Source organism: Nonomuraea sp. NPDC050556, assembly GCF_044457355.1.
In the GTDB taxonomy this organism is placed as follows: Bacteria; Actinomycetota; Actinomycetes; order Streptosporangiales; family Streptosporangiaceae; genus Nonomuraea.
Map to the genome: position 1 here is coordinate 142,061 of NZ_JBITGU010000007.1, position 12,886 is coordinate 154,946.

General features: G+C 69.5%; 12 protein-coding genes and 1 pseudogene. 6 read left to right on the forward strand and 7 right to left on the reverse strand.

The window, feature by feature from the left end:
• Positions 1-89 precede the first annotated feature (89 nt).
• Together ACIBG8_RS50875 and ACIBG8_RS50880 are read left to right on the forward strand one after the other, a co-directional pair.
• Entirely contained in the window at positions 90-1,331 is a 1,242-nt protein-coding gene (locus ACIBG8_RS50875; protein ID WP_397350608.1) for a glucarate dehydratase family protein, read from the forward strand.
• Positions 1,328-2,425 carry a hypothetical protein gene (locus ACIBG8_RS50880; RefSeq protein ID WP_397350609.1) on the forward strand — a complete coding sequence of 366 codons (1,098 nt, stop codon included), beginning with the start codon at positions 1,328-1,330 and terminating at the stop codon, positions 2,423-2,425. Before ACIBG8_RS50875 ends, ACIBG8_RS50880 begins: the two co-directional genes overlap by 4 nt.
• On the opposite strand, the gene ACIBG8_RS50885 is transcribed toward ACIBG8_RS50880, so the two are convergent.
• The 3 genes from ACIBG8_RS50885 to ACIBG8_RS50895 are packed head-to-tail and all read right to left on the reverse strand — an operon-like array spanning position 2,411 to position 4,651.
• Entirely contained in the window at positions 2,411-2,908 is a 498-nt protein-coding gene (locus ACIBG8_RS50885) for a DUF402 domain-containing protein (protein ID WP_397350611.1), read from the reverse strand. The genes ACIBG8_RS50880 and ACIBG8_RS50885 overlap by 15 nt on opposite strands.
• Before the next feature lie 10 nt (positions 2,909-2,918).
• Positions 2,919-3,551 (reverse strand): response regulator, encoded by a 633-nt coding sequence (locus ACIBG8_RS50890; RefSeq protein WP_397350613.1) that lies wholly within the window; start codon positions 3,549-3,551, stop codon positions 2,919-2,921.
• Positions 3,548-4,651 (reverse strand): sensor histidine kinase, encoded by a 1,104-nt coding sequence (locus tag ACIBG8_RS50895; RefSeq protein ID WP_397350614.1) that lies wholly within the window; start codon positions 4,649-4,651, stop codon positions 3,548-3,550. Before ACIBG8_RS50895 ends, ACIBG8_RS50890 begins: the two co-directional genes overlap by 4 nt.
• 117 nt (positions 4,652-4,768) lie before the next feature.
• On the opposite strand from ACIBG8_RS50895, the pseudogene ACIBG8_RS50900 reads away from it, so the two are divergent.
• Together ACIBG8_RS50900 and ACIBG8_RS50905 are read left to right on the forward strand one after the other, a co-directional pair.
• Positions 4,769-5,410: pseudogene (locus tag ACIBG8_RS50900) on the forward strand (ABC transporter ATP-binding protein); the annotation flags it as partial.
• Between the two features lie 65 nt (positions 5,411-5,475).
• On the forward strand, positions 5,476-6,243 hold the full coding sequence (locus ACIBG8_RS50905; RefSeq protein ID WP_397350615.1) for an ABC transporter permease subunit: 768 nt from the start codon (positions 5,476-5,478) through the stop codon (positions 6,241-6,243).
• 35 nt (positions 6,244-6,278) lie between these two features.
• Here ACIBG8_RS50905 and ACIBG8_RS50910 read toward each other — a convergent pair whose 3' ends face one another.
• The gene (locus ACIBG8_RS50910; RefSeq protein WP_397350616.1) at positions 6,279-7,964 is read right to left on the reverse strand and encodes a ribonuclease J; all 1,686 of its coding nucleotides are present in this window, start codon (positions 7,962-7,964) and stop codon (positions 6,279-6,281) included.
• Between the two features lie 50 nt (positions 7,965-8,014).
• Positions 8,015-8,920, reverse strand: a complete 906-nt coding sequence (gene dapA, locus ACIBG8_RS50915) for a 4-hydroxy-tetrahydrodipicolinate synthase (RefSeq protein WP_397350617.1) — start codon at positions 8,918-8,920, stop codon at positions 8,015-8,017.
• Between the two features lie 286 nt (positions 8,921-9,206).
• Between dapA and ACIBG8_RS50920 the strand changes: the two genes are divergently transcribed.
• Positions 9,207-9,941, forward strand: a complete 735-nt coding sequence (locus ACIBG8_RS50920; RefSeq protein ID WP_397350618.1) for a GntR family transcriptional regulator — start codon at positions 9,207-9,209, stop codon at positions 9,939-9,941.
• 497 nt (positions 9,942-10,438) lie between these two features.
• On the opposite strand, the gene ACIBG8_RS50925 is transcribed toward ACIBG8_RS50920, so the two are convergent.
• Both ACIBG8_RS50925 and ACIBG8_RS50930 read right to left on the reverse strand, forming a co-directional pair.
• On the reverse strand, positions 10,439-11,095 hold the full coding sequence (locus tag ACIBG8_RS50925; protein WP_397350619.1) for a RadC family protein: 657 nt from the start codon (positions 11,093-11,095) through the stop codon (positions 10,439-10,441).
• A gap of 894 nt (positions 11,096-11,989) precedes the next feature.
• A complete protein-coding gene (locus tag ACIBG8_RS50930) occupies positions 11,990-12,274 on the reverse strand; it encodes a hypothetical protein (RefSeq protein WP_397350620.1) in 285 nt (94 codons plus the stop codon).
• A 110-nt stretch (positions 12,275-12,384) separates the two neighbouring features.
• On the opposite strand from ACIBG8_RS50930, the gene ACIBG8_RS50935 reads away from it, so the two are divergent.
• On the forward strand, positions 12,385-12,861 hold the full coding sequence (locus ACIBG8_RS50935) for a GntR family transcriptional regulator (protein ID WP_397350621.1): 477 nt from the start codon (positions 12,385-12,387) through the stop codon (positions 12,859-12,861).
• Positions 12,862-12,886 lie beyond the last annotated feature (25 nt).

Consider the following 12,886-nt stretch of genomic DNA (forward strand, 5'->3'; position numbering starts at 1 on the left):
AATGCTTGACACCCTCTCCCGTCGATTCTTACAGTTACGTCACTTGTCCACAATTCTGGTTGTTGTTCACATATATGGACGGCGCACATATGAATATCCGCGAGATCCGCATCACCCCCGTCGCCTTTCGCGATCCACCGCTGCTCAACGCCGCAGGCGTGCACGAGCCGTGGGCGTTGCGCACGATCGTCGAGGTGATCACTGACGAGGGGCTGAGCGGGCTCGGCGAGACCTATGGCGACCTCGACCACCTCGAGAAGATGCGGGAAAGCGCCGAAGCGCTGATCGGGCTCGACGTGCACGCGTTGAACACCATTTACGCCCGCATCACCGACATCGTCGGCGACGTGGTGACCGACCTGCACGGGCTGACCGGCGTGTCGACCAAGGAGAAGAGCATCGACCGCGTCTTCTCCCCCTTCGAGGTGGCCTGCCTGGACATCAGGGGCAAGGCCGCGGGGGTGCCCGTGGTCGACCTGCTCGGCGGCCGGGTGCGTGACGCCGTGCCGTACAGCGCCTACCTGTTCTACAAGTGGGCGGCCGAGGACCGCTTCGGCGCCGCGCTCGACCCGGACGGGCTGGTCGCGCAGGCGTCGGTGTTCATCAAGGAGAACGGCTTTCGCTCGATCAAGCTCAAGGGCGGCGTCTTCGAGCCCGAGCAGGAGATCGCCGCGATCAGGGCGCTGCACGAGGCGTTCCCCGGGGTGCCGCTGCGGCTCGACCCGAACGCGGCCTGGAGCGTGGAGACGTCCATCGCGGTCGGGCGCGAGCTGGACGGCCTGCTGCAGTACCTGGAGGACCCCACGGCGGGCATCGAGGGGATGGCGCAGGTCGCGCCGCACGTCCCGATGAAGCTGGCCACCAACATGTGCGTGGTGACGCCCGAGCACCTGCCCCCGGCGATCGCGCAGGGCGCCATCGGGGTCCTGCTCCTCGACCACCACTACTGGGGCGGGCTCACCAGGTCAGCGCACGTCGCCGCGCTCTGCGCCACCTTCGGGCTGGAGCTGTCGATGCACTCCAACTCGCACCTGGGCATCAGCCTGGCCGCGATGACGCACCTCGCGGCGGCCACCCCGAACCTCAACCACGCCTGCGACACCCACACCCCCTGGCAGGACGGCCAGGACGTGGTCAAGCCGGGCGCGCTCCGCTTCGTCGACGGCGCCGTGCCCGTGCCGGCCGGTCCCGGGCTCGGGGTGGAGCTGGACCGCGAGGCGCTGGAGCGCATGCACGCCGACTACCTCGCGTGCGGGATCACCTCGCGCGACGACACCACCTACATGCAGCAGTTCGAGCCTGCCTTCTCAGCTAGGAGACCGCGCTGGTGAACGTCGCCTACGTCTACCCCTGGGACGTCGCCGGCGACCCGTCGGCCGCCGCGCGCATCGCCGACCTGGGGGTGGAGGCGGTCGCGCTGGCCGCCTCCTACCACTCGACCAGGGCGGCGACCCCCTACCACCCGTCGCACCGGGTGCTCGACGCGCTCCACTCGGCCTTCTACCTTCCGGTACGGCCGGCAGCCTGGGGCCGCCTCGTGCCCGGATCCCCCACGTGGACCCCGGCGGACTCCTACCTGATCGCACGGGACGCCCTCAAGGAGCAGGGTCTCCAGGTGCAGGCCTGGACCGTCCTCACCCACAACGCCCACCTAGGCACGAAATTTCCGGATTTAGTGGTGCGCAACGCCTTCGGTGATCCGTACCCCTACGCCCTCTGTCCCGCTCACCCCGACGTCCAGGACTACTGCGCGAACCTCGTCCGCGAGACGCTCGACCTGGGCGCGCCGGACGCGCTGATCCTGGAGGCGTGCGGCCCGATGGGCTTCGGCCACCAGGGCACGCACGAGAAGACCGCGGGCGCCGACTGGTCCGCCGTCGACGGCGACCTGCTCACGCTCTGCTTCTGTACGGCCTGCGCCGACCGCTACCCGCCGGGCACCCGCGACCGGGTGCGCGAAGCCGTCGGCAGTGGGTTCGGATCGGTGGAGGAGGCGCTGGGCGAGCTCACGGCGGAAGTGCGCGAGGTCAGGGTCTCCCTGAGCGCCGACCTGCGCGAGAAGCTGATCGCAGCCGCCCCCGGCGTGCCCGTCACCCTGCACGCCAACCCCGACCCCTGGGCGGCCAGCTCCTTCGCCGCCCTGCCCGAGGGCGAGCCGGGCGCCGAGGTGCTGGTCGGCAACTGCTGGGGCGAGGTCGAGCCGGACTGCGCCCGCCTGTCCAGGCTGGCCGAGCTCGCCACCCCGGGCCAGCGCGTCGGCGCCTACGTCCTGGCCCTCCCCCCGCGTGCGGCCGACGCCAAGGAGCTGGCCGCGATGATGCGCGCCTACCGCGAGGCGGGCGCGGACGAGCTGCACCTCTACCACGCGGGCCTGGCCTCGCCGCAGCGCCTGGCCGCCATGGCGGAGGCCCTACGCCACCTGTGACAACCAGGGCAGATGCGCACCCCCGAACGGGCCCTGCTTCTCCGCCACCGCCTTCATGAGCCACTCGGCCGAGGCCTCGGCCGCCGCCACGACGTGGGGCGGGTACCGCATGAGCACCTGGTGCTCGGCGAACTCGTCCTCGTCGTCGACGTACAGCTTGCCGGAGTTCCTCAGGACGACGTCGAGATCGAGGTCGACCATCGTGACCTCGTTGTCCAGCCACACCGGCACAGTCGTGATATCGCAGTAGATATCCATCTTGTGGCCTTCGGCGTTGAACAGCGCGGTCCACCACTCGTCGCGCGGGAAGAGGATGACGAACGCCAGGTCGTACGTCACGGGCGGCTCGTGGCCCTTGCTCGCCATCGTGCCCGCCGTACAGCCCACCCACACGCCGTGCTCGTCCTCACCCAGCAACCGGCCGGTGTGGTTCCAATGTAGTGATCCGTCGTACTTCGTGTAGACAACCCTCACCTCTGTCACGAATACGACGTTATCTGACGGCCACCAGCCCGCTCTCATAGGCCGCGATCACGAGCTGGGCTCGATCCCTCGCCTCCAGCTTGGCCAGGAGGCGGCCGATGTGCGTCTTGACCGTGGCCAGGCTGAGGTGCAGGTGACCGGCGATCTCGGTGTTGGACAGGCCTCGCGCGATCAGCAGCAGCACCTCCCGCTCCCGCTCGGTCACGCCGGTGAGCGGGCGAGGCTCGCTGTAGCCCCTGACGAACTCCTCGATCAGCCGCCGGGTGACCGTGGGGGCCAGCAGCGACTCCCCCGAGGCGACGACGCGGATCGCGGCGAGCAGGTCGGCCGGAGGGGTGTCCTTGAGCAGGAAGCCGCTGGCGCCGGCGCGCAGGGCGGCGTAGACGTAGGCGTCGAGGTCGAACATGGTGACGATGAGCACCTTGGTGGTGCCGCCGATGCGCCGGGTGGCCTCGATACCGTCCATCTGAGGCATGCGCACGTCCATGAGCACGACGTCGGGGCGGTGTTCCGCGGCCAGCCGTACGGCTTCCGCGCCCGTGCCCGCCTCGCCGACCACGTCGAGGTCGGGCTCGGACTCCACGAGCACCCTGAAGCTGCCCCTGATCAGCGCCTGGTCGTCGGCGACCAACACCCTGATCACGAAATTTCCCCGTAAGGGAGGGTGGCTGCGACGCGGAAGCCGCCCTCGGGGCGTGGTCCGGCCGCGAAGGCTCCGCCGTACATCATGATCCGCTCCCTCATTCCGACCAGCCCGTGCCCGAACTCCACCGGCCCCCGGCCAGGTCCGTCGTCCACGACCTCGATCGAGGCGACCTCGCCCACCTCGACCTTCACCCGGCAGCTCGTGGGCGCCGCGTGTTTGACCACGTTGGTGAGCGCCTCCTGGACGATCCGGTAGACCGCCAGCGCCGCCCCTTCGGGGAGCGGCCCCGGGTCGACGTCCAGGTCCACCCGCACCCCGGCCATCCGCGCCCGGTCGGCGAGCTCTTCCAGCCCGTCGAGTCCCGGCGCGGGCCGCAGGTCGGCCTCCGGCGTGCGCAACACGCCCAGGAGGTGGCGCATCTCCACCAGCGCGCTCCTGCTGGCCGTCTCGATGACACGCAACGCGTCGCTCGCCTCGTCCGGCCGGGTACGGATCACATGGTTGGCCACGCCCGCCTTGACGGCGATCAGCCCCATGCTGTGCGCCACCACGTCGTGCAGCTCCCGCGCGATGCGCAGCCGCTCCTCCACCACCGCCTGCTCCGACAGCCGCGCCGCGTAGGCCCTGCGCGCCGCCACCGCGCGCCCGATCGTCCACACCGCGCCGAACGCGGCCGCGCCGGGCAGCAGCTGGCCCACCAGGGACGTCCACCACACGGGCGCCGAGGCGGGGGTGCCCGCGATCGTCAGCGCGGCCAGGGCGGTCACCGTGACCACGGCGGCCAGGATCCAGCCCCTGCCGCGCGCGGTCAGCGCGACCAGGTAGAGCGCGTAGGCGGGCGCGACGTAGGCAGCGCTGATCGCCATCAGCGCCATCGCGGCGACCGCGACCGGCAGGACCGTCCAGAACACCGTCCTCGGCCACAACCGCCGCACCGCCAGCGGAATCGACAGCCCGACCGGCAGCGCGAGCCGTGCCCAGGTGGGCAGGTCGGCGGAGGAGACCGCGCTCAGGTACGCCAGGGTGAAGCCGAGCGCCGCCAGGCAGTCGAGGGCGATGAGCTGACCGCGGCTCAACCGCTGGGCGAACACGTCCACCCCAGAACGGTATCCACCCTTTCGCGGGCGAGCGTCATACCCAGGTCTGACGGGGTACGCCGGGTTCGGAGCTCGGGTGGATGTGCGGGCGGCGTGCCGTACAGGAGTCTCGACCCCGTGATCGACGTCAAGAACCTCACCAAACGCTACGGCGGCGACCTGGCCGTGGACGACCTCTCCTTCCAGGTACGGCCCGGCCGGGTCACCGGGTTCCTCGGCCCCAACGGCGCGGGCAAGTCCACCACGATGCGCGTCATCCTGGGCCTCGACGCGCCGACCAGCGGCCAGGCGCTCGTGAACGGCCGGCCGTACGCGACCTCGAAGACGCCCATGCGCGAGGTCGGCGCGCTGCTCGACGCCGGGGCCGTGCACGGCGGGCGCAGCGCGTACAACCACCTGCTCTGGCTGGCCGCCACGAACGGCATCGGCGCTGCCAGGGTCACCGAGGTGCTGGAGGAGGTCGGGCTCGGCGGGGTCGCGCGCAGGCGCGTCGGGGGCTTCTCGCTGGGCATGAAGCAGCGGCTCGGCATCGCGGCGGCGCTGCTGGGCGACCCGGGCGTGTTGCTGTTCGACGAGCCGGTGAACGGGCTCGACCCCGACGGGGTGCGCTGGATCAGGCATCTCATGCGGGGGCTGGCCGCCGGCGGGAGGACGGTCCTGCTGTCCAGCCACCTGATGAGCGAGATGGCGCTCACCGCGGACCACCTGGTGGTCATCGGGCGCGGGAAGCTGCTGGCCGACGTGTCGCTGACCGAGCTGACCGCGTCGTATCCGTCGCTGGAGGACGCCTACCTGTCGCTGACCGCGTCGAGCGTGGAGTACCGATGACGACCTTCACTTCTGAATGGATCAAGCTCCGCTCGGTCCGGTCCACACACCTGCTCCTGGCGATCGCCTTGGGCGCCGTCGGGCTCGCGGCGCTCATCGCGGTCTCGGCCGTGGGCGCCTACGAGGCGTCGTCGCCCGCTCGGCGCGCGACCGCGCGCATGGCGGAGCTCGACGACGTGGTGGTCGCCGTTCCGCAGCTCTGCCTGGGCATCCTCGGCGTGCTCGCGATGACCTCCGAGTACGCCACGGGCCTGATCAGGGTGAGCCTGACCGCGGTGCCGCGGCGCTGGCCGGTGCTGGCCGCCAAGGGCGTCCTCGTCAGCGCGTGCGCGCTGGTCGTCGGGCCTGTGGTGGTCTTCGGCACCGCGATCTCGTCGCGGGCGATCGTCGACGGGCGCTACCCGCTGCTGCCGCTGGCGGACCGGGTGCCGCTGATGGTGGTCAGCAGCCTGTCGGTGGTGGTGTTCGCGCTGCTCGGGCTGGGGCTCGGCGCGGTCCTGCGCAACGCGGCCGCCGCGATCGCGGTGGTGGTCGGCGTGGTCTACGTGATCCCGATGATCGTCGGGAACCTGCCCGAGCCGTGGAGCGAGCGCCTGGGGTCGGGGATGATCGGCGCGCTGCCGGGCGAGATCACCGGCGCTGACCTGACGAACTCCGTCTACGGTTCGCTGCTGCCGCCCTGGGCGGCCGTCCTCGTGCTGGTCGCCTATGCGGCCGTGCCCGTCCTGCTGGGATTTGTCCTGCTGCGCAGGAGAGACGCCTGAGGGGTACGGCTCTCGCCGTACCCCTCCTTGAAGCGTCAGACCTCGACCACCACGGGGATGATCATCGGGCGGCGCCGGTAGGTGTCGCTCACCCAGCGGCCGACCGTGCGGCGGACCACGCGGCGGATCTCCTGCATGTCCACCACCCCGTCTGCCGCCTTGGCCTCCAGGGCCTTCTCGATCTGCGGAATGATGTCGTCGAACACCGCGGGGTCTATGCCTGATCCCCGCGCGTGGATCTCCGGCCCGGCGGTCAGCTTGCCGGTGGTGGAGTCGACGACCACGACGACCGAGATGAACCCCTCGTCGCCCAGTATGCGGCGGTCCTTCAGTGAGGTGTCGGTGATCTCACCGACGCTCGTGCCGTCCACGTAGACGTAGCCGGCCTGGACCGCACCGACGATCTTCGCCCGGCCGTCGACCAGGTCCACCACGACGCCGTCCTCGGCGATCACGATGTGGTCGTCGGGCACGCCGGTCAGCGCGGCGAGCTTGGCGTGCGCCCGCAGGTGCCGCCATTCACCGTGCACCGGCATGAAGTTCGACGGACGCGTCAGGTTCAGGACGTACAGCAGCTCACCGGCCGCGGCGTGCCCGGAGACGTGCACCTTGGCGTTGCCCTTGTGCACGACGCGGGCGCCCCAGCGGGTCAGGCCGTTGATGACCTTGTTGACCGACGTCTCGTTTCCGGGCACCAGGCTCGACGCGAGCAGGACGGTGTCACCGGCGGCGATGCGGATCGCATGGTCGCGGTTGGCCATCCTCGACAGCGCCGCCATCGGCTCGCCCTGGGAACCGGTGCAGATCAGCACCACGTCCTCCGGCGGCCACTCCTCGATGTCGCGGGAGTCCACGACGAGGCCCGGCGGGATCTTGAGGTAGCCCAGGTCGCGGGCCACGCCCATGTTGCGCACCATCGACCTGCCGACCAGCGCGACCTTGCGGCCGTGCCGTTCCGCCGAGTCGATGACCTGCTGCACGCGGTGGATGTGCGAGGCGAAGCTGGCCACGATGACCCGCTTCTCCGACGTGCGGATGACCTCGTCGATCACCGGCGCGATCTCGCGCTCGCTGGTGACGAACCCCGGCACCTCGGCGTTGGTCGAGTCGGACATCAGCAGGTCGACGCCCTCGGCGCCGAGCCTGGCGAAACCGCCCAGGTCGGTCAGGCGGCCGTCGCTCGGCAGCTGGTCCATGCGGAAGTCGCCGGTGTGCAGCACGATGCCGGCCGGAGTCTTGATCGCCACGGCCAGCGCGTCGGGAATCGAGTGGTTGACCGCGAGGAACTCGATGTCGAACGGGCCGAACGTGCGGTGCTCGCCCTCGACCACCTCGACCTTGACCGGCTGCATGCGGTGCTCGGTGAGCTTGGCCTCGATGAGGGCCAGCGTCAGCTTCGAGCCGACCAGCGGGATGTCGCGGCGCTCGCGCAGGAGGTACGGCACGGCGCCGATGTGGTCCTCGTGGGCGTGCGTCAGCACGACCGCCTCGATGTCGTCGAGCCGGCCCCTGATGTAGTCGAAGTCGGGCAGGATCAGGTCGACGCCCGGCTGGTCCGGCTCAGGGAAGAGCACGCCGCAGTCGACGATCAGCAGCCGTCCGTCGTACTCGAAGACGGCCATGTTGCGGCCGATCTCCCCGAGGCCGCCGAGCGCCACGATGCGCAGGCCGCCGTCCGGCAGGCGCGGCGGTGGGCCCAGTTCGGGATGCGGGTGACTCATGCGGCCACCCCCTTGTTCTTAGTTCTCAAACCTTCCGTTCCTCCCCGTACTCATCCATCTGTCAATTTCACTCCGCCGGCCACCAGGCATGCCTGGAGCTCGGCGGTCTGCTCTTCTGTGGCGTCCACCAGCGGGAGCCGCGTCGGCCCCACCGGCTGTCCCACCAGGGCCAGCGCCGCCTTCACCATGATCGCGCCCCCTGCCTTCATCATGATCCCGTCGACCACGGGCAGCAAGCGACGGTGTACGGCCAGCGCCGCAGCCACGTCGCCGGTGCTGTGCAGCTCGATCATGTTCGCCAGGTCGGCGCCCACGACATGGCCCACGACGCTCACGAAACCGGCGGCTCCCATCGAGAGCCAGGCCAGGTTGAGCACGTCGTCGCCCGAGTAGAAGACCAGGTCGGTCGCCGACATCACCTGCGAGGCCGCGAACAGGTCGCCCTTGGCGTCCTTCACGGCCACGATGCGATCGTGCTGCGCCAGCCGTACCAGAGTGGTGGTCTGGATCGGCACGCCGCTGCGTCCGGGGATGTCATACAGCATGACAGGTAGCCCGGTCGCGTCCGCCACCGCGGTGAAGTGGCGGTACAGCCCCTCCTGCGGAGGTTTGTTGTAGTAGGGGGTGACGACGAGCAATCCGTCGGCGCCCGCCCGTTCCGCGGCCCTCGCCAGTTCAACGCTGTGATGCGTGTCGTTACTCCCGGCCCCGGCCACGATCGTGGCGCGATCGCCGACAGCCTCGACGACGGCGCGCAGGATGCGGTCCTTCTCCTCGTCGGAGGTCGTGGGCGACTCGCCGGTGGTGCCGCTCACGATGAGCCCGTCGTTGCGCTGCACGTCCACCAGGTAGGTGGCCAGGCGCTGCACGGCCTTGTAGTCGACGGCGCCGTCCGCGGTGAACGGGGTGACCATGGCGGTGAGCATGCGGCCGAAGGGGGCGTGGGATGAAGCCATAGTGCGAACGCTACCTGGAATCACGCTGCGGGTGGACTCCGCCCCGCCCGCTTGGGGCTCGCATGGAAAGAGGCCGCCGATATGTGCTCGGGGGTACACACATCGACGACCTCTACCGGAGAATCGGGGCGCCTTACACCGGCGTTACACAGTTTCACGGACAATTTTCGGCTCTTGCCAAAGTTGGAGCTCCAATTCTGATTGATGACGGTCGGTTACCTACCGAATACGGCAACATGGGGCCTTATCCCTTCACTGGGCCTCACAGCGATATCAGGGATGGACAGTGGCCACCTCCGATCCGGTCTACCTGCGCGTCGTCGAAGACATTCGGCGGCAGATCAACGACGGCACCCTTCCCCCCGGCGCGCCCATCCCCTCGCGGGCGCAGCTGACCCGTAAGTACCAGGTCGGCGAGACTGCCGCCCGCCATGCGCTGCGTGCGCTCGCGGGCGAGGGTCTCATCATCGGCCGCGTCGGTTCGGGTCACTACGTCAGGGAACGCCCCGACCTTCTCCCCTTGCACCGATGGCGCTTTCTCGAGCATCCTGCGCCTTTTGCCGCTGACCTGCAGGCGCAGGGGCGGCGCGTCACCTGGGACTGGCACAGCGAGCCCGCTGAAGCGGGCGCGCAGATCGGGCCGCGCCTCCGGCTGCCCGAGACGGCCATGGTGACGAGGACACACTTCGTATTCCGCGGCGACGGGAAACCGTTGCAACTGGCTACGTCTTACGAGCCGGTGGAACTGGCCATGCACGCGGCAGCCTCCGGGACGCCCGACGCCGACCGGCGGGGGCTCCTGGCGCGGATGTCGTCGCACGGGGTCAAGGTCACCGAGATCGTGGAGAGCGTCCACACCCGCGTGCCGCGGCCCGCGGAGAGCGACGCGTTGGACCTGCCCGCGGGCGTCCACGTCCTCCACGTCGAACGCACCCATTGGGCGGGTGATCGCCCGGTGGAGACGAGCGACATCGTGGTGCCTGGGGACCGGTTCCAGGTCGTCTACAACCTGCCCGTATAGCGACAACGAGGGGACCGCACTTCCCGCGGTCCCCTCATCTTTTCGCGGTCGCCTCACCCACCCCTCTTGCGCACCCCACGGCCGGGCGCGCCCTCCGAGACCCCGGCATGGGCACCCTTCCGCGCTCGAAGCCCCCATTGCGGCCCTGCACCCAACCGCGCAATTCCGTGGCGACCACCACGGCTCCCCCAACCGCGCCCTTTAGGGAAGCCGCAACCCCACCACGCCCGACCTGCCACGGGGCCCCGCACCACACCCGGCGCCCTCAGCCCCTTGGCGCCCTTCACCACTCACCCCCGGCGGCCCCTCCGCGCCCCAAGAGACGCCCTAGGCCCACCCCAGCGGCCACCACGTCCGGCCTGCCACGGATCCCGCGCGTTCACCCACGGCCCCGCCCCCTCCTTGACAGAACCAGCACCCTCCCAGCGCCGGGGTCGGCGGGTCGGGGTACGGCGAAGCCCGGCGCAAGAAGTACAGACGCCAACCACCAAAGGACCTCACCCCGAGATCCGACACCAAGCCCCATCAGTAACAATCAAATGATCAAGAAACCGAAGATCCACAGCCTCCGCCGCCTCCCGCAGCCGCACGGTCGCCTCAAGATCCTCCCGACTAGCCACCAACGACCCACTCGGATGATTGTGCGCAACCCCGAACGAAGCCCCACCCGCAACCAGCACAGTCGCCACAACCTCCCGAACAGGCAGCGCAGTGTGATCCGCCCCACCCTCGGTAAGCGTCGTCCGCCGCAACACAGCCCCCCGAGCATCACAAACAATCACCACAAGCCGCTCCCGAGCATGCCCACGAAGCAACGGCCCAGCGACCTCCGCCAGATCCGCCGTACACGAGACCCGCTGCCGCTCCGGCCCAGCCTGCGCCCGCCGTACAAGATGAAAGGCCGCAGCCACCCGAGCCGCCTTGGCCGGCCCCACCCCGGGCACAGCCAGCAACCGATGCGCCTCAGCCCGCCCCAACTCCCCCAGATCCCCACAATGATCAATAACCCGCGCCGCCAGATCGATAGCACTGCTCCCCCGAAACCCCGACCCCAGGAGTACGGCCAGCAGCTCCCGATCCGCCAGCGCAGTGGGCCCATTGGCCAGCAACCGCTCCCGCGGCCGCTCCCGAGCGGGCAGATCCTTGACTCGCATAGCCGATTCCTATCACCCAGCACCGACACCTTCCGCCCCACCACCAGGCTCCTGCGAATGACCCAGGCGCGGCGCCGTTCATCCTGGAGTGGCTCGCCGAGCAGGGCGTGAACGCGATGCTGAGGATCGACGCCGAACGCCTGTCCGAGGGCCGCCCGGCGTGGACCTTCACAGCGAGCGGTGGCCCACTGCCCAACCCCATGCGAGCAGACGCAGCCACCGCAGAAGCCTGCCTCACCCAGGCAGTGACGAGACTGAGCGAGCGCGGCGTGACAGTCCCCTTCTGACCGCGACCGCCAAACGCCCTTGGCGTGCCGCCACCTCCCAGAAGCGGCACGACCAAGGGCGTTGCCCGCGCGATGATCGCGCGGATCCAGTGGCGCCTCGCCGACTGCTCACTGGACGGAGAGGGCTCCGGTGGGTGCTCGCGCAGAACCCACCGGAGCGCGGGCGGATCTCTCACAGGCCTGCCAGATCCCGGCCGGCAGGCGGTGGTCCGCCGGGAACTCCGGCACCCACCACGCCGGAGTCATGGTCAGGCCCGGCAGACTCACCCCACCTGCCGGGCAGGAAGGTCCCCGGCAGGGTCACCACGCGCCTGCCGAGAACGAGGGACCCGGCAGACACGCGACTGCCGGGAAGGAGGGGCCCGGCAGGCGCTAGATGTTCAGCTAGCACGGATGAGCCTGCCGGGAGTCAATCGGACAGGCCGTGGGCTGGTACCTGTCCGAAGTACTTGAGGTGGCTCGGCGCAGCCCTCCATCCCAGTGCAGCGCCGAGCCACCGGCCCTCACAGGCGACGACGACGCTGGCGTCACCCAAGGGGACGACGCCGCCGCCGAACCCTGCGGATCAGCAGCACGCGCCGCCACCACCGCCACGCCCGCCGCCGCTTCACAGCGCCTTGCCTCTGAGAAGTTGCAGCCATAACGCACACGCCACTTCGGTCCGTTGCCAGGCGGACTCGTGCACCACTGTCTTGCCTCCCCGCCTGCTGACCTTGCGGATGAACATCAACCCCGCCGCCTGACAGAGCTCGTAGAACACTGGCTGGCAGTCACACGTGTGGGCCCGAACCCGCACGAGATTCACTCGCGGACGCGCGGGTTCCCAGTTGATGTGCGTATGTTCGGCACTCGCCTCCGCGACATGCACTCCGTAGGGCTCGTCCTCTGACACAGCATGAGGATACGTCTAGTTGTATCTCCCTGTCCAATCAGAAATAAAGTTTCGCCTATTCAGACGAGCCGTTTTGAGAGGGCTCGTCACCCTTCGCCTATCTTGCGTATGTGCTCGACCACGATGGAGACACCCACCTCTACCTGCAGATCGCCGAGATCGTCCGGCGGCGGGTGGGAGAACTGGAACCTGGTCACCCGGTTCCGAGCGAGGCCGACCTTCAGCGTGAGTTCGGTGTGGCCAGGACCACCGCCCGGCGGGCCATCCATGTCCTGCGTGAGGAAGGGCTCATCTACACCGTCCAAGGCGAGGGCACCTTCGTCGGTGCGCCGAACGAGGCTCCGCGGGAGCAGCGCAAGACGCCGCTCTATCGTCAGATTGCCGCGGACATCGAGCAGCGGATCCGATCCGGCGAACTCCGTCCCCGTCGCCCCATCCCCGGCGAAACGGCGCTCCTTCAGCAGTACGACGTGGCCAGAGAGACGGTACGGCGTGCCATGGCTCTCCTCCGCGAAGCGGGCTGGATCTACACGGTCCCGCAGCGCGGCAGCTACGTCTCGCCCGAGGACTCCTGGCCACAGGACTGAACCGGCTCCTCTAGTTGTATTCCAA